The sequence below is a fragment of the Prochlorococcus sp. MIT 0916 genome (genome assembly GCF_047305155.1).
Lineage (GTDB): Bacteria > Cyanobacteriota > Cyanobacteriia > PCC-6307 > Cyanobiaceae > Prochlorococcus_B.
This window is the reverse complement of the sequence record NZ_CP138980.1, coordinates 749308-768256: the sequence shown is the minus strand read 5'-3', so window position 1 is coordinate 768256 and position 18949 is coordinate 749308. Positions and strand designations below refer to the sequence as shown.

The following is an 18949-nucleotide window of genomic DNA, read 5'->3' as shown; positions in this document are numbered from 1 at the left end:
ATAAATTTATCACTGGGAAGTAGACGTATAAACTACTCCCACTCAATAGTTTCCACGCCAAATTGTCCTTCTATCACTGTCCTTCACTCAATATATTTTTCCTTCAATAATTTTGTGAAACATTTGTTAAACGCGTAGGAGACACTTTCTTCTCTTTTATATTTCCATTTTAGACATTGATATAGAGATTGAGTAAAACATATCAAATCAAATGACGCTTTGCTGATTTGCTGATTTGCTCCCCTTGTCCAATATATCTAGTAGAGATATTGAACAAACCTACTAGGCATAACAAATCAAAATAAACTCTATAGTACATATATTAATCATATTTTATATAGTCTTGATATAAAATGGGAAGGAGGGCATCAGTGAGAAAAAAGCAGTTTTGAAAGAAGAGCAAAGAAAACAGAAAATTAATACAATCAAAACTTTCTCAGTTCGATTCACTTTAGGAGAACTCAAAAAAGATATGACTCTTACTACTAAGACTCCTTCTAAACCTTCTAAAGAGCAAGTAATTAATCAAGCAATTAAATTGCATTCCCAAGGAAACATTTCAGAAGCAGCAAAAGGTTATCAGTATTGTATAAATCAAGGGTTTAATAATCACAAGGTTTTTAATAATTATGGAGTCATATTAAATGGTCGTGGCAAATTAAAAGAAGCAGAAAGCTCCTATCGCAAAGCAATTGAACTGAATCCTGATTTCGCTGATGCGCATTGCAATTTGGCACTCATCTTGAGAGATCGTGGCAACTTACAAGAATCAGAATTATCCACTCGCAAAGCAATTGAACTCAACCCTGATTACGCAATAGCGCATTCCCATCTGGGAAACATATTAAGAGATCTCGGAAAATTAGAAGAATTGATTCTTTTATCAAAATCAACACTCCAATCAAACTCAATCAATCAAGGATATAAGTTGCTCGCTTCATTACGAATCACAATAGCGAATTTACTACAAAAAGATTTTTCAGGAACCCTAATAAATATAAACAAAACCAACGAATTAATAAATCAAGGGGCAATCAAAACTATTAAAGATGAAAAAAATAGAAAGCATTCATTTACTTTTTCCAGATTTATTACTTCACTCTATCCTCTACTTGAGAAAGATAATCAACATCATTATTCAAAAATACCTCATTTTGGGGAAAGTCATTGTCTTTCTTTTGCTCATCAAACTCTATCTATATCCTCACAAATAAAAACAATTCAACCAGTTCTAATAACAGGAGGAAAAGCATGGCATTTTGCTAATAAAAAGCATAATCAATGGAAAGATTCATTAACTCAACAAATAAAAAATCATAATTATAGTGATGAAATATTTATTTCTTTTGGAGAAATAGATTGTAGAAAAAGTGAAGGTATAATTACTTACGCACTCAAAAAGGAGAAAAATATTTCTGAGGTATGTAAACAAACGATTAAAGGCTATCTGGATTATATGGAAAAAGTCCTATCTCAAAATTACGTAAGAAGATATTACTTTGGTGTTCCAGCACCAACAAGGAAAAAAGAATTACCTGATGAATTAGATATTAAAAGAATTGCAATAATCAAACAATACAATTCAACTCTAAAAAAAGAAGTTTTAACTAGGGGTTCGTATTTTTTAGATGTTTATGCCTTGACATCAAATAAAGACGGAGCAAATAACAATCTTTATATGTGCGATCAAATTCACCTGTCTCCGAAATGTCTCTCTATATTATTTAAAAATTACCTATATAAACCTGAAGCGTCTATCAAATAAGTCTAAAATGAGTAGACATATTTACAAAATTAATTATTTCTAAAAAGACAATCAATCAGGTATTAAAACAGCTATTAAAATTGTAGAAGAATCAATCCTTCTACCACTTTTCTATAGAGAAGGTGACAAGTGAAACTTTAATGAAACTCAAGGATTCAGTCTATGACTGGGCTCTCATCCCACTCTTTATTCCCACACAATAATTCCAACCAAGAAGAATAAAGTATCATTGGGTTCTCAGGGATTATTTTATCGTGACCCACTCGTAAATAACTGACATAGTCCAGCGATGAAAAGGATTCAAATTATTCTATGATTTGATTTTATTAACCATCGTTGGTTGCACAATCCCATTTCGAACTATCTTTTCCTTCCAACTCAAGATTTCTTTGATTGAGTTCTATTAACCAAGTTTCATACATAATCTTCTATTTTTCCTCAATCCATTCAGAGAGTTGGTTTGATTAAGGATCTAATTATTGATAGAACTCGTGAAAGGTCGGCACTTTTTATTCTTGGATCCTTTGTTCTTATTCCTATTTTATAGGTTCTCATCAGTTTGTCATTTTAGTAGTGACAAAAGGTGCAAATAGGAGTAGAAAATAAATAACAGAACAACTCCTCACACAATAGTTCTGTTGTAAAAAGGCACTCGACTTCGCGCAAGTAGGGTGCTTTTTTAATGGTTGGTTGTACAGAATTGGTACATGTGACAGTTGAAGAACTCAAATACTCAGCATTTCTCTATTCGTGACGTTGATTAATTTGAATTTGTGAGGAGTTGAGATCCTCCGCAGTGGAAACAAGGAAACACTTGCGCCTGATCTCACAAAGAAACCGCCCTAACAGAACTGGGCGGTTTTTTTGTGCCTTTTCTAAAGTGGTCTAATGATATTTCCACCTCCCCACGTTATTTTTGGATTACTGCTTTAAAGCAATCAGTAGTTTTGATTTTAGATATCAGAATACAACCCCTTGGGAAGTAGCGAAGACGTTATTTAATTAGGAATTTCTTCGGATGTAGACCCTTTGTGGAATTGATTAGAAAAGGTAAAGCAGAACAACTCCTTACCAAAATTCGTTCTGTAAATGAGAAGAGGGACTCAAGGACGCTGAAGCAGCAGGGTCCCTTTCTTAATGCAATTAAATGAATGAAATCAGTCTCCTTTATCGTGAATATCTCCTGAATAAGATTGAGGGCCTATTTCTGGTAGTGAATTATTTCCGAAGTCATCAACTAAAGCATCTGCCTCACTAGTAAAAAGTTTGATGAACCATTGTCTAGTCGCAATGATTCCTGTCCAAATCTTGTCTCTTTTTCTAGTCATAGAGATACCTACAATGAAGTAAGTAACATGTGTTTCCCCCCTGCGAGTCGAGTCCATCACCCCAGAAATTGAAGTGCTGTGACTCCTGATCTTGTATTACTCCTATTAAATGGAAATCCATAGGGGTGAGAACACCAAGGTATTTCTACATTTGGGTTCTCTGCATAGATATTTTTGATTAGTGGTAGTAGATATAAATCAAGAGTCATAGCACTCTCGAAGATATTAAAAAAGGGGAAATGACATTGACTCTAAGGAGGTATCTCACACCTCCTAATGTGAACTGAGTCACCTTTCGTGCGGTCTCTGCAATGGTCGGAACAACCCAAACCCCTGATTAGTTTCAAGGGTTTTTCTTTGTGGGGTAATCAGAGTTAATACTTTAGGGTTTTTATCCTATAGATTTTTTGAATTAGGAGGAGTAGATATAAATCAAGGCACTATTAGGAGGTCAAACCATGTCATGCGGTAATCCTTTTAAACATGCAATCGAAGACGTAAAAGAAACATTCTCGAAATCTTGTGGAGTTCCTATTCAAGGGAACGATTGGTGCGATCTGGTTTCGAATTTTGAAACTGATTTTGATGAGGTCGATTACGAGAATGAATGCTTGCAGTTTGGCAACTGCTCGATGGACTACTAAAAAACATTGAACTAACAGGAGGTCTAATTATGCAAGCAACACGTAGTTTCAGATCCAATGGATCGAATACTCTTTCATCGATCTTTCTTTGGTTTTCTGTCCTTTTTATCTCACTTGGAACACTTCCACACCTTGTTCCTTATTACTTTCAGTTGAAATATTGAGAAAAAAATGATTCTCGATCTTCTCAAACTCATTCTCAGAAAACACAAAGATTATTGGGTGGTTGGTTAAACAGGTGTTTTTTCTCATGTTCACTTGATCTGGATTTGTTATTAATGAATTAGGAGTCACAGCACCTTCTGTGGGTCAAAGTTAAATAAAGGATGGAAATTTAAGTTCAGTCAGTTGAGTGCTTGACTCAAAGGGAGCGACCAAAATCTCGCTCCCTTCTTTAATGGAAAAAATAGGTGACTTGACCTAATAGACAAAAATAGTACATTTGTATTAATATTATCCCCATCGCTAAACCGAGAAAGGAAGCACGAAGTGAGCATCATGCTTTTTTGCCTCTTATTAGAAGGAGAACCAAGATGGGTGGAATTAAAACACCAAAAGTTGTCGCTGCAGTTGAAGCACTTGAGCACCCAGAAGAGTGGAGGTATTTCACTGATCTGGAACTGGTGAAGTCCAGAGGAAGTTCTGTTTGTCTTACGTGTGAACACTTCACTTATACGTGCGATAAGTCATGCGTCACTCTTTTGACTTGTCCTCTTCACCAACGGCTTATCCCTCAAGGTGAACATCTCACAAAGCATTGCTTGAACTGGCAAAAGAAGAGGGTATTACAAATTGGATGGTGTCCAGAAGTTGCCTAACAAACCAAAAATTATTTCCTCAAAACCAATGAATTTAACTACCACTGCTGATTCTGTGATGATGTTTTGCATCATCGCTTCAATGGCAATTTTTGATGCCTTCTCAACTCTTCTTTCGATCCTAAAGAAAGGAATATTTGTTGATCAGAAATCGCTACTGATGCAAAAAACCAATAGCGAATTGAGGGCAATGCTGGTTGGTATAGACAAAATTTCCAAACTCAATAAAAAACAATTAGTCGATTTAGTAATAGAAAAAAATGAACTTTTTTGATACTAAGAAGTTCTCAATGCGAAGAGAAGTCGTAAAAAGATTCTTGGGAACTGATCCATCAAAACAAACCACGAGTGTAGAGAAAACAAACTTTCTACAATGTCTTTACAGAGAAGGTGAGAAGAGGACACGTTGAACACGTCTATCAAAACCATTAGAACTAGGTTCGTCAATTTTTACTTTGGACTTAGGAGGAACTATAACTTTTAATCTATAACTACCTTTTAGTAGTTATATTTAATTCCACTCCATGGTTCCTACTCCAAATCCTCCTTATAATCACTGTCTCTCCCGCAATCTATTTTTACTCAATAATTTTGTGAAACGTATAGGAGACATTTTCGCTCTTTTATATTCCCGTTTTAGACATTTATACAAAGATTACGTAAATCATATTACACCCTGTTTCCGTTTGGTGATTTTGTCCCCTTGTCCTTTGTTCTGTACGTAGATAAATGATCTAAAAAAGATAGTTTTTATCCACGCTCTATCAGTTCAGAAGTGATTCAAAATACAATGAATCAAGATAAGACCTATTGTAAGATACTTAAAAGATAGAGTAAAAAAGATAAAATGGAGAGATCCGAAAAAGAAGGAAAAGCCCTCGATGAAATAAAAACATTCCCAGTTCCATTTGCTTTAGAAGAAGAAAAAAAAGAAAGTATTATTTCTCATGCGCCTTCTAAAGAACAAATAATTAATCAAGCATTTAAGTTTCATTCACAAGGAAACATTTCAGAAGCAGCAAAATATTATCAAGATTTCATTAATCAAGGTTTCACTGACTACAGAGTTTTTTGTAATTATGGAGTCATCTTAAAAAATCTGAACAAATCACAAGCAGCAGAAATCTCATACCGCAAAGCGATTGAAATTAATCCTGATTTAGCAGAGGCACATTCCAATCTAGGAAACATATTGCGTGATCTTGGTAAATTACAAGAAGCAGAATTATCTACTCGCAAAGCGATTGAAATTAATCCTGATTTAGCAGAGGCACATTCCAATCTGGGAAACATATTGCGTGATCTTGGTAAATTACAAGAAGCAGAATTATCTACTCGCAAAGCGCTTAAAATTAATCCTGATTACGCAGAGGCACATTTTAATCTAGGAACTATTTTGAGTCATCTAGGAAAGTTACAAGACGCGTTTGATTCATATCTAAAAGTAATTCAAATTAATCCATCATTTTCTAATATTTATCTTTCTATAACTAGATTTTTACAAGATTCCGATCCATCTCAATTAAATAAATCAAACTTAAAAAAAATATTAAATCTTCTTCTAGAGAGAAATGATGTTCCTCATAAAGAACTACATAGAGCATTTAACTTTGTATATAGCAATGAATTAATCAATAATCTAGAAATATTAGATTCAGACATTTCACAAATAAACTTAATTATTAATAATAAAGTCATAATTAATGCACTGAAAAAGATTATCTTTTGTGATGATAAATTGGAGGAATTGCTAACTAAAATAAGAAGAAGTATATGCGATGTTATAGCTAAAAATACAGAGACTATTAATTATTCTGCATTAAAATTTATTATTTCATTAGGAGAGCAATGCTTCTTAAATGAATATGTTTATTCAGTTACTGAAGAAGAAAATATATCTATTGATAAGATTATCAACAAATGTAGAGATGGTGAAGTCAGTGAAATACATTTATCGATTTTATCTTGTTTTTTTCCACTATATAAACTTGTTAACCAAATACCATCGTTAACATCTTTTAATTCTTATAATCAAAGTTTCAAAGAACTAATAGAGTTACATGTAACAGAACCTATAAAAGAAATTGAATTATCTAAAAATATCAAAAAATTAGGGTCAATTAATGATGATGTTTCTAAAAAAGTAAAATCTCAATACGAAGAAAATCCATATCCTAGATGGAGATATGGCAGTCATATAAAAAATCAAAAGATATCTATTGTTAAAGCAATTAATAATGAAATTAAACCTAATTATATAAGACACAATTTAGATAGTCATCAATTAAAAGTTCTTATTGCTGGGTGTGGAACAGGTAATCAAATTTTACACACAAATAGTTATAAGAATGCTCACGTTACTGCTATAGATTTAAGTTTATCGAGTCTAGCTTATGCTCAAAGGAAAATAAATGAACTTGGGATTGATAATGTTGAACTAATTCAAATGGATATCTTAGAAGTTAATTTACTAAAGAAAAAATTTGACATTATTGAATGTGGAGGTGTATTGCACCATATGGATGATCCCTCAAAAGGTTTAAAAACATTATTAAGTATTTTAAAACATAATGGTTTTCTTAAATTGGGTTTGTATAGCGAACTAGCAAGACAAGATGTTGTTAAAGCAAGAAAATATATTACCAGCAAAAAAATTCAACCAAATGAGGATAACATTCGCAATTTTAGACAAAAAATTATTTCTTGTGAGTTAAGCGAATTAAAATCTTTTAAATCATTTGGGGACTTTTATTCATTATCAGAATTCCGTGATCTATGCTTTCACGCCCAAGAACATAGATTCACAATTAACCAACTACAAGAAACACTCCAATCTAATAAATTAAAATTTCTTGGATTCTTGCTTCAACCACCAGTTAAATCTCTCTATAAGAAATATTACCCAGAAGATAAAAAACAAATCAATCTACAAAACTGGGCAAAATTTGAAGAAAAACATCCCAACACCTTCATAGGAATGTATCAATTTTGGGTTTCTAAAACGGAGAATCGACTATTTCCACAGAATAAAAATATTTAATCTTTGAGAGAAAATACCTTTCTACGTTTTCTTCATGAAGACGCTGGCAAGGTCATAAAACAAACCCGTAACAAACACAAGAGGTTAAATCCCTGTTGTTTCGTCAACTAATATAAGGAGGTGAACTTGTGACAAACCCTAATTTTTGAAACTATATCTACATTTTAGTAGACAAATCATTCCCACTCAATAGTCCCTACCAAAAAGAATGAAGATATAACTTGATTCTCAAGGATTATGTGATCGTGACAAACCCGTGGCAAACTGACAAAGTTCAGAAATGAACAGAATTAGTTAAAGTCTATGAGTTGATTGTCTGAATAATCGTAGAAAGTTCATTGAAAATATTTATTAATCTTCCTCTATAAGTAATAAATGATTTCCGAAAGAATTAATAAGGGTTGAAATTAGTAGTAAAATCGGAAAAATCAAAAGAGAAAAAAGATAAGAGAAGATGGGTGGTTCTAGTCAAGAAGGAGAAGGAAAGAAAAAAGTCACTGAAGTAAAAATATTCAATGTTCCATTTAATTTAGAAGACATCAAAGAAAAGGTCACTATTACGACTAATACTCTTTCTAAACCTTCTAAAGAACAATTAATTAATCAAGCATTTAAGTTTCATTCACGAGGAAACATTTCAGAAGCAGCAAAATATTATCAAGATTTCATTAATCAAGGGTTTAATGATCACAGAGTTTTCTCTAATTATGGAGTCATATTTAGAGATCTTGGTAAATTAAAAGAAGCAGAAATCTCATTACGCAGAGCACTTGAAATTAAACCAGATTTTGCAGATGCTCATTACAATTTGGGAAACATATTAAGGGATCTTGGCAACTTAAAAGACGCAGAATTATCAACTCGACAAGCAATTAACCTTAAACCTGATTTCGCTGAGGCACATTCCAATCTCGGAATCATATTTAAAGGTCTTGGTAAATTAAAAGAAGCAGAAATCTCATTACGCAGAGCACTTGAAATTAAACCAGATTTTGCAGATGCTCATTACAATTTGGGAAACATATTGAGGGATCTTGGCAACTTAAAAGACGCAGAATTATCAACTCGACAAGCAATTAACCTTAAACCTGATTTCGCTGAGGCACATTCCAATCTCGGAATCATATTTAAAGGTCTTGGTAAATTAAAAGAAGCAGAACAATCACTAAGAAAAGCAATTGAACTTAAACCTGATTTTGCTGAGGCGTATTTAAATCTGGGAGAAATATTAAGTGATCTTTGTAAATTACTAGAAGCAGAACAATCACTAAGAAAAGCAATTGAACTTAAACCTGATTTTGCTGAGGCGTATTGGAATTTATCTGGATTAGCAAATACTATTGAAGAAGCAGAAGAAAGGATTAATCAATGCTTGAAAATAGATGAAAATTATTTAAAGGCAAAACTTATTCTAAGTGCTCTGAAATTACATCAAGGTGATCAATCATTATTTGACAATCTCATTCAATCAAATCACAAAGATCATGCTACATCCCGATCAATTGCATGGGTTTTTACTTTACCTAAGTTACCTGAATTATTTTTCCATAGATGGGCGTTATTTGACAGTATGACTAAAAAAAGTAAAAAAGATAGACCTTTCTATGAATTTGGTGTTTGGCGAGGAGAATCCTTTAGGTATCTAATTAATACTTTCAAAAAAGGTTATGGATTTGATACTTTTGAAGGATTGCCAGAAGATTGGCATCAAGAGAAACATGGAACTTATTCATCAGAAGGTATCATTCCTAAAATTGATGGCGGAACATTTATAGCAGGTGAATTTGAAGACACACTTCCAACTTTCTTTTCTAAATCTAGAGAGATGGCATCAATTATAAATTTTGATGCCGACCTCTATTCTTCTACTATATGTGCTTTAAACTATTCAAAACCTGTTATTGATGAGGATACAATTTTAATATTTGATGAATTTATTACCAATAACAATTGGGAAAAGGATGAATATAAAGCGCTCAATGAATTTTGTTCTAATAATAATTTAACTTATGAAGTTTTGGCAATCTCTTACATGACAAAGCAAGTTGCGGTTAAATTAATAGGAATTTAATTAAACAGACAAGACCAACTGACCAAACTGGGAAAAGTTTGAGGTGAAGCATCCCATGAAATTCACAGGTATGTATCAATTCTGGGTATCTAACAAGGAGAATTGACAACTTCCACAGAATAAAAATATTTAATCTTTCAGAGAAAAATACCCTGCTACGATTTCTCTACGAAAATATGTCATAGTTGAATAGAGCAGAAATAAACTTTTGTCCTGTATCAAACGGTCATTTAAAAGGAGGACAAGGTGAAATCCTGAGAAAGGAGTAAGTAGTCATCTTGTAAAAGTAGTCAATTTAGTAACATATATCGCAAAATAGTTATTTCAAAATAAACACCTCTTCTCCAACGTTTTCTCTACAAGTTATCTACGGTTCAGATGTAGAGAAATCAATCCTTCTACGACTTTTCTATAGAGCAGGTGACAAGGTGACTTGTGAAACTCGTGTGAAACTACAGACCTCAAAACCCTTGATAGTAGGTAAGAAATATTCTATGTGAAACTCAAGTATTCAGTCTAAGGATGGGTTTTATGCTGGTATTTTACTCCCACTCAATAGAACTTCGCAAAAGACACCCCTAAACACCAGTCATATCAACAGATTTCATCTTTACATATAGCACACAAAACCCGCACAAAACCCAGTCATACCAATGGATTACAAGGGGAAAAACACTCAATGATTCTTTTGTAGAGAAATAGTACACAGATCTGTTTTTGTATTGTCGCTCTGTCAGTTCCAAGATGATTTCAGAAAGAATAAATAAGGATTAGACTTAGTAGTAAAGTCAGAAGTACGATAAAAAAGACAAAACAAGAGAATATGGATAGTTCTAGTCAACAAGGAGAAGGAAAGAAGAATATTAATGCAGTAAAAACATTCCCAGTGCCATTTGCTTTAGAAGATATAAAAAAAAATATTAATATTAATACCAATCCTTTTTCTAAATTTTCTAAAGAACAATTAATTAATCAAGCAATTCAGTTGCATCAAAAAGGAAATATTCCAGAAGCAACAAAATGTTATCAATATTTCATTACTCAAGGGTTTGGTGATCACAGAGTTTTTTCTAATTATGGAGCAATTTTACAAGATCTAGGTAAATCACAAGACGCAGAATTATTATACCGAAAAGCAATTGAAATCAAACCTAATCTTGCAATAGCGCATTACAATCTGGGAAACACATTAACAGATCTTGGCAACTTAAAAGAAGCAGAAATTTCATATCGCAAAGCAATTGAGCTTGATCCTACTTTCGCAATAGCGCATTACAATCTGGGAAACACATTAACAGATCTTGGCAACTTAAAAGAAGCAGAAATTTCATATCGCAAAGTAATTGAACTGGATCCTACTTTTGCAATAGCGCATTACAATCTGGGAAACATATTGAATGATCTTGACAACTTAAAAGAAGCAGAAATTTCATATCGCAAAGCAATTGAACTGGACCCTACTTTCGCAATGGCGCACTCCAATCTAGGCAATATTTTGCAAGGTCTTGGCAAATTACAAGAAGCAGAAATATCATTACGCAAAGCAATTGAAATTAAACCTGATTACGCAGAGGCGCACTCCAATCTAGGCAATATTTTGCAAGGTCTTGGCAAATTACAAGAAGCAGAAATATCATTACGCAAAGCAATTGAAATTAAACCTGATTACGCAGAGGCGCACTCCAATCTAGGCAATATTTTGCAAGGTCTTGGCAAATTACAAGCAGCAGAAGTATCTATTCGCAAAGCAATTGAACTGAATCCTGATTTCGCGATGGCATATTCCAATCTCGGAGGCATATTGATTGATCTTGGTAAATTAAGAGAAGCAGAAGTATCTTTTCGCAAAGCAATTGAACTGAATCCTGATTTCGCGATGGCACATTCCAATCTCGGAGGCATATTAATTGATCTTGGTAAATTAAGAGAAGCAGAAGTATCTATTCGCAAGGCAATTGAAATACAACCTAATTTCGCCAGAGCATACTATTCACTATCGTTACTTAAAATTGCTGATAAAAATAAAATATTGCAGAATCATCTCTTTTCTAAAAGTATCTTACATAACAAATTGAAAAAAGATAAAATTGATATTTACTTCGCAAGAGCGAATATTCTTCATAAGGAAAAAAAATACGAAGAAAGTTCTAAATATCTTACATTAGCGAATAAATTAAAACTTGATATTCAACCATCTAAACCTGAGATAATATTCAATAAATCTAAAGTATTACTTATTGAATCTAATAAAAAAGAAATTAATCAAAAAGAACAGGGAAAATCCCCTGAAAGTATTTTCATTGTAGGTATGTTTAGAAGTGGTTCTACATTATTAGAATCAATTCTTAGTATGAATCCTAATGTTGATGATTTAGGGGAGATTAAGATCCTCGAGGAATCATTCTTCGTGAGTAGAAAAATTAATCAATCATTAACTCTTCCTGAAGAGTATTTGAAAAGAATCAAAGATTTAAAGAACCAATCCAATATAACAACTAATAAAAACTTATTTAATTATCAATACACAGGTATCATTGCTAGAGAAATACCGAACTCGAAAATTATTCACTGTTTTAGAAATCCTTTAGATAATATTCTTTCAATTTTCCGAGCACATTTTACTCATGGAAATGAATATTCCTCTTCCTTAGTTGATTGCGCAAAGGTTTATTTAGATCAAGACGAAATAATGACCGAATATAAGAATAGATTTAGATCAAAAATATACGACTTAAATTATGATTTATTAGTGAGCGATCCTAACCAAGAAATTAAATCTTTAATCTCTTGGTTAGGTTGGGAGTGGGACAATAAATATCTATCACCTCATCTAAACCCACGTTCAGTGTCAACAGCAAGCAGTGTTCAAGTTCGTTCCCCAATCAATTCAAAATCTATTGGTGGATGGAAGAATTACAAAGATATGCTGAAACCTGCTATGGAAATCCTTACTCAAGCAGATAAGTATCGCGATATCGCCTCTTAAAACAAACTTATAAAACTTGGCAACATTTGAAGAAAAACATCTCACGACCTTCGCAGTATCTATCAGTTCTGAGTTTCTAAAACGGAGAATCGACTATTTCCACAGAATAAAAATATTTAATCTTTGAGAGAAAATACCTTTCTACGTTTTCTTCATGAAGACGCTGGCAAGGTCATAAAACAAACCCGTAACAAACACAAGAGGTTAAATCCCTGTTGTTTCGTCAACTAATATAAGGAGGTGAACGTGTGATAAACCCTAATTTTTTAAACTATATCTACATTTTAGTAGACAAATGATTCCCACTCAATAGTCCTTTGCAAAAGAGCACCCCTAAACCCCAGTCGTGCCAATTGATTACAAGAAAAATATACTCAATGATGCTTTTATAGAGAAGCAGTTAATTATTTCTACATCTAACGTGATTTTTGATAGAAAGAGAAATCATTGAATCAGTAAATTATTATGAGTTAGAAAATAATAATCAACTAATTTTTATTGAGTGAGCAGTAATCTAAATACAAAATGGTCTATTCTCTTTCGAACTGAAGAAGATGATTTCTCAGGTGGCATAGCATAAGAATTGAAATTAGTAGTAAAATCGGAAAAATCAAAAAAGAAAAAAGATAAGAGAAGATGGGTGGTTCTAGTCAAGAAGGAGAAGGAAAGAAAAAAGTCACTGAAGTAAAAATATTCAATGTTCCATTTAATTTAAAAGACATCAAAGAAAACATCACTATTACTACTAATACTCTTTCTAAACCTTCTAAAGAACAATTAATTAATCAAGCATTTAAGTTTCATTCACAAGGAAACATTTCAGAAGCAGCAAAATATTATCAAGATTTCATTAATCAAGGTTTCAGTGACTACAGAGTTTTTTGTAATTATGGAAATATATTAAGAGATCTTGGAAAATTAAAAGAAGCAGAATTAACGCAACTCAAAGCAATTGAAATTAATCCTGATTTCGCAATTACGCATTACAATTTGGGACTTATTTTAAATGATCTTGGCAAATCAAAAGAAGCAGAATTATCAACTCGCAAAGCAATTGAAATTAATCCTGATTTCGCTGATACGCATTTCCATCTAGGAAGCATCTTGAGGAATTTGGGCAAATTAAAAGAAGCAGAATTATCAACTCGCAAAGCAATTGAACTTAATCCTGATTTCGCTGATGCGCATTCCAATCTGGGCGGAATATTAAGGGATCTTGGTAACTTACAAGAAGCAGAAAGATCCACTCGCAAAGCAATTCAACTCAATCCTGATCTCGCAGATGCGCATTCCAATCTTGGAATCATATTGAAAGATCTTGGACAATTACAAGAAGCAGAAATCTCATACCACAAGGTAATTGAACTCAAACCTGATTACGCTGGAGCATATTTTTCTCTATCGACTCTTCAATATTCTAATAAAAATACAATATGGAAGGATAAACTCTTTTCTCAAAGTATCTTAAATAACAAATCTAAAAAAGATCAAATTGATATTTACTTCGCAAGAGCAAATATTCTTCACAAGGAGAAAAATTACGCTGATAGTGCTAAATACCTTCAATTAGCAAATCACATTAAACTTGATCTTAATCCATCTAACTCTAATTTATTAATCAATAAATCTAAAATATTACTTCTTGAATCTGATAAAAAAGAGATTAATACAAAAGAACAGAGACATTCTTCTGAGAGTATTTTTATTGTAGGAATGCCTAGAAGTGGTTCAACATTAATAGAGTCGATTATATGTATGAGCAACGATGTATATGATCTAGGTGAAATTAATATTCTAGAGGAATCATTCCTAGAGTGTAAGAAGTCCAAACAAGATATAAATCTTGCTGAATTATATGGGGGGAAAATAAGGAATAAGACGGAATTGCATATCACAACAAATAAATTATTATATAATTATCAATATGCAGGTATCATTGTCAAGCAAATACCTAATGCAAAAATTATTCACTGCTATAGAAATCCTTTAGATAATATTCTGTCAATTTACCGAACAAATTTTGCCAAAGGGAATGCATATTCCTCATCCCTAGTTGATTGCACAAGAGTTTATTTAGATCAAGAGAACATCATGACAGAATATAAAAATAGATTTAGATCAAAGATATATGACCTTAATTATGACTCGTTAGTGACCAATCCTAATCAACAAATTAAAGATTTAATCTCTTGGTTAGGTTGGAAATGGCAAGAATCATATCTACAATCTCATGTCAATCCACGCTCAGTTTCAACAGCAAGCAGTGTTCAAGTTCGTTTCCCAATCAATTCAAAATCTATTGATGGATGGAAGAACTACAAAGATATGCTGAAACCCGCTATTGAAATACTTGCTAAAACCAATAGATATAAAGACATCGCTTCCTAATAACAAGTTACAAAACAAAGTTCATTGAAAATATTTATTAATCTTCCTCTATAAGTAATAAATGATTTCAGAAAGAATTAATAAGGGTTGAAATTAGTAGTAAAATCGGAAAAATCAAAAGAGAAGATGGGTGGTTCTAGTCAAGAAGGAGAAGGAAAGAAAAAAGTCACTGAAGTAAAAATATTCGATGTTCCATTTAATTTAGAAGACATCAAAGAAAACATCATTATTACTACTAATGCTCTTTCTAAACCTTCTAAAGAACAATTAATTAATCAAGCATTTAAGTTTCATTCACGAGGCAACATTTCAGAAGCAGCAAAATATTATCAAGATTTCATTAATCAAGGGTTTAATGATCACAGAGTTTTCTCTAATTATGGAGTCATATTAAGAGATCTTGGAAAATTAAAAGAAGCAGAATTAACGCAACTCAAAGCAATTGAAATTAATCCTGATTTCGCTGATGCTCATTTAAATCTGGGAAACATATTGAGAGATCTTGGCAAATTACAAGAATCTTTTGCTTCTTACTTACGCGTAATTAAAATTAATCCTACATACCCTAATATATACTGCTTCATAACGGAATTTCTAAGAGATTCAGACCCGTCACAGTTAGATAAATCAGACTTAAAAAAAATATTACTTCTTCTTCTAGAGAGAAATGATGTACCTCATAAAGAATTAAATAGAGTATTTAACTTTATATATAGCAATGAAATAATCAGTAATTTAAAAAAAAGTAATTCAGATCTATCCGTAATAGAAATACTTGTTAATAATAAAGTCATAATTAATGCACTTAAAAAAATAACTTTCAAGGATATTAGATTAGAAAAATTGCTAACCAATATAAGAAAATATATCTGCGAAAGGATTACCGAGAATAAAGAAGAAATAGGTTACTCACAATTACAATTTATTATTGCATTAGGAGAGCAATGCTTTTTAAATGAATATGTTTACTCATTCACTAAAGAAGAAAATATATCTGCTAATATAATCATCCAAAGATGTAGAGATTCTAAAATCAATGAAATCAATATTTCAATTTTATCTTGTTATTTTCCTCTTTATAAACTTCTTGATCAAATACCATCTTTAAAATCTTTTAATTCTTCTAATCAAAGTTTCAGAGCACTAATAGAATTGCAAATCACAGAACCTTTAAAAGAAATTAAATTATCCGAAAACATCAAAAAACTAGGATCAATTAATGATGAGATTTCTCAAAAAGTACAATCCCAATATGAGGAAAATCCATATCCTAGATGGAGATATGGAAGGCATCATGAAAGTCGAAAGATATCGATTAGCAAGGCAATTAATATTGAAATCAAACCTAATTCTATCAGTTCCAATATTAGAGATAGTCAATTACAAGTGCTCATTGCTGGATGTGGAACAGGTAATCAAATTCTACACTCACAGAGATACAATAACTCTCAGATTACTGGTATAGATTTAAGTTTATCTAGTCTTGCTTATGCTCAAAGAAAAATAAATGAACTTGGGATTGATAATGTTGAACTAATTCAAATGGATATCTTAGAAGTTAGTTTACTAGAAGAACAATTTGACATTATTGAATCTTCCGGTGTGTTACACCATATGAATGATCCGTCAAAAGGATTGAAAGCATTATTAGGAGTCCTAAAAGACGATGGTTTTTTAAAATTAGGTTTATATAGTGAACTAGCAAGACAAGATATTATTAAAGCAAGGAATTATATTGCTAGCAAAAATCTAAAACCAACGACGACTAACATTCGTCAGTTTCGAAAAGATGTAATTGCTGGCACTTACCCAGAGATTGATAATCTTCAACAGAGATCGAGTTTTTATTCAATCTCAGAATGCCGTGATCTTTGCTTTCATGAACAAGAACATAGATTCACAATTAACCAACTACAAGAAACACTCCAATCTAATAAATTAAAATTTCTTGGATTCTTGCTTCAACCACCAGTTAAATCTCTCTATAAGAAATATTACCCAGAAGATAAACAACAAATCAATTTACAAAACTGGGCAAGATTTGAAGAAAAACATCCACATACCTTCAGAGGAATGTATCAGTTCTGGGTTTCTAAAACGGAGAATTGACTACTTCCACAGAATAAAAATATTTAATCTTTAAGAGAAAAGACCTTTCTACGATTTCTGCATGAAGACGATGACAAGGTCACAAAACAAACCCGTATCAAACACGGGGGTTCAAATCGCTGTTATTTTGTCACCTAATTTCAGGAGACGAACTTGTGACAAACCCTATTTTTATGACTATATCTACATTTTAGTAGACAGGTCATTCCCACTCAATAGTTCCAGGGGGTTTACTTGTAATATCTAAAACAACTCTGTTGACTCCCTCAACTTCATTTACTATGCGATTAGAAATTTTCTCTAAGACTTCATACGGCAGACGAGACCAATCCGCAGTCATTCCATCTTCACTTGAGACGCAACGAAGAACAATAGGCCATGCGTAAGTTCTTTGATCACCCATTACCCCAACTGAATAGACAGGTAGCAAAACAGCAAAAGCTTGCCAGATCTCATTATACAATCCAGCATAATTAACCTCTTCTCTTACAATTAAATCGGCATCTCTTAAACAATTTAATTTTTCATGATTAACTTCTCCTAAAATCCTTATTGCTAATCCAGGTCCAGGGAAGGGATGTCTCCGAACAATTTCATCAGGCAAGCCAAGTGATTTGCCAACTTTCCTAACTTCGTCTTTAAATAAACGTCTCAAGGGTTCTACCAATTTAAATTGTAAATCTTTAGGTAAACCACCGACATTATGATGACTTTTTATTTTAACGGCTATTCGTTCTCCTGTTTTTGGATCAATGTTTGTTCCAGCGCTCTCAATCACATCTGGATATAAAGTCCCTTGTGCTAAATAATCAAAAGGACCAAGACGAAGACTCTCCTCTTCAAAAACCCTAATAAATTCTCTTCCGATAATTTTACGCTTTTGCTCAGGATCAGTTATACCTTTCAATTTTGAAATAAATCTTTCTCTAGCATTAATGTATTGGACATTAATGTGAAACTTTTCATCAAAAAAAGACATGAGAAATTCTGGCTCACCTTTTCTCATAAAACCTTGATCAATAAACATACATGTCAATTGAGGTCCTATTGCTTTGTTTAATAAAAATGCAAGAGTTGATGAATCAACACCACCCGATAGAGCCAATAAAACTTTTTTATCTCCTACTTGTTGCTGTACTTGAGTAACAGCTTCATCGATGAATAAATTTGTTGTCCAATCTCGCTCACATGAACAAATGTGATACACAAAATTTCTTATTAAAACCATTCCCTGAGCAGAATGAACAACTTCAGGATGAAATTGCACTCCATACAAGCTCTTATTATGCAATGCAATAGCTGCTTCTAAAGTATTTGAAGTATGAGCTAATCTGACAAATCCCTTTGGTAATTTTGTAACGGCATCTCCATGGCTCATCCACATAATCGAGCCAGTCATAATATTAGTTAATAAAGCTGTTGGATCATCAACTTCTAAAGGAGCCTTTCCATATTCTGCTTTTCCAGTAGCAGGCGTAACGGAGCCTCCTAACTGATGAACCATTAATTGCATTCCATAACAAACACCAAGAATAGGAATACCTAAATTGAAAATCTCAGGATCACAATGTGGTGCACCTTCTTCATAAACAGATCCAGGTCCTCCGCTTAAAATAATTCCTTTAGGATTAAGAACCTGTAGTTGCTGGGCAGATATTGTGTAACTCATAACTAATGAGTAAACCTCTGTCTCTCTAATCCTTCGAGCAATTAATTCTGAATATTGAGACCCAAAATCGAGAATGACGATTGATGGATTACGTTTTTCCTCTGAAATCATTGAAGCCATTTAAACCTGAT

Annotated in this window: 12 protein-coding genes; 9 read left to right on the top strand and 3 right to left on the bottom strand. The window is 32.6% G+C overall.

Features of this window, described 5'->3' with window-relative positions; genetic code table 11:
- Positions 1-388: 388 nt before the first annotated feature.
- Positions 389-1765, top strand: coding sequence for a tetratricopeptide repeat protein (locus SIB53_RS03920; protein WP_413678893.1), 1377 nt, complete (start codon positions 389-391; stop codon positions 1763-1765).
- 1157 nt (positions 1766-2922) lie between these two features.
- Here SIB53_RS03920 and SIB53_RS03915 read toward each other — a convergent pair.
- Both SIB53_RS03915 and SIB53_RS03910 read right to left on the bottom strand, forming a co-directional pair.
- Entirely contained in the window at positions 2923-3150 is a 228-nt protein-coding gene (locus tag SIB53_RS03915) for a hypothetical protein (protein ID WP_413678892.1), read from the bottom strand.
- Positions 3150-3302, bottom strand: a complete 153-nt coding sequence (locus SIB53_RS03910; RefSeq protein ID WP_413678891.1) for a hypothetical protein — start codon at positions 3300-3302, stop codon at positions 3150-3152. Before SIB53_RS03910 ends, SIB53_RS03915 begins: the two co-directional genes overlap by 1 nt.
- Positions 3303-3551: 249 nt before the next feature.
- Here SIB53_RS03910 and SIB53_RS03905 point away from each other — a divergent pair, with 249 nt between their 5' ends.
- The 8 genes from SIB53_RS03905 to SIB53_RS03870 all read left to right on the top strand — a co-directional run bounded on the left by SIB53_RS03905 (position 3552) and on the right by SIB53_RS03870 (position 17149).
- Positions 3552-3737 (top strand): hypothetical protein, encoded by a 186-nt coding sequence (locus tag SIB53_RS03905; protein WP_413678890.1) that lies wholly within the window; start codon positions 3552-3554, stop codon positions 3735-3737.
- 533 nt (positions 3738-4270) lie between these two features.
- Complete coding sequence (locus SIB53_RS03900) at positions 4271-4555, top strand: galactose oxidase (RefSeq protein WP_413678889.1); 285 nt, start codon at positions 4271-4273, stop codon at positions 4553-4555.
- A gap of 28 nt (positions 4556-4583) precedes the next feature.
- Complete coding sequence (locus SIB53_RS03895) at positions 4584-4829, top strand: hypothetical protein (RefSeq protein ID WP_269623965.1); 246 nt, start codon at positions 4584-4586, stop codon at positions 4827-4829.
- A gap of 573 nt (positions 4830-5402) precedes the next feature.
- A complete protein-coding gene (locus tag SIB53_RS03890) occupies positions 5403-7595 on the top strand; it encodes a tetratricopeptide repeat protein (RefSeq protein WP_413678888.1) in 2193 nt (730 codons plus the stop codon).
- 454 nt (positions 7596-8049) lie between these two features.
- Entirely contained in the window at positions 8050-9666 is a 1617-nt protein-coding gene (locus SIB53_RS03885; protein WP_413678887.1) for a tetratricopeptide repeat protein, read from the top strand.
- Positions 9667-10489: 823 nt separating this feature from the next.
- Complete coding sequence (locus tag SIB53_RS03880) at positions 10490-12652, top strand: tetratricopeptide repeat-containing sulfotransferase family protein (protein ID WP_413678886.1); 2163 nt, start codon at positions 10490-10492, stop codon at positions 12650-12652.
- 636 nt (positions 12653-13288) lie between these two features.
- Entirely contained in the window at positions 13289-15040 is a 1752-nt protein-coding gene (locus SIB53_RS03875) for a tetratricopeptide repeat protein (protein ID WP_413678885.1), read from the top strand.
- A 126-nt stretch (positions 15041-15166) separates the two neighbouring features.
- On the top strand, positions 15167-17149 hold the full coding sequence (locus tag SIB53_RS03870) for a methyltransferase domain-containing protein (protein ID WP_413678884.1): 1983 nt from the start codon (positions 15167-15169) through the stop codon (positions 17147-17149).
- A gap of 202 nt (positions 17150-17351) precedes the next feature.
- Here SIB53_RS03870 and guaA read toward each other — a convergent pair whose 3' ends face one another.
- A complete protein-coding gene (gene guaA, locus SIB53_RS03865) occupies positions 17352-18938 on the bottom strand; it encodes a glutamine-hydrolyzing GMP synthase (RefSeq protein ID WP_413678883.1) in 1587 nt (528 codons plus the stop codon).
- Positions 18939-18949 lie beyond the last annotated feature (11 nt).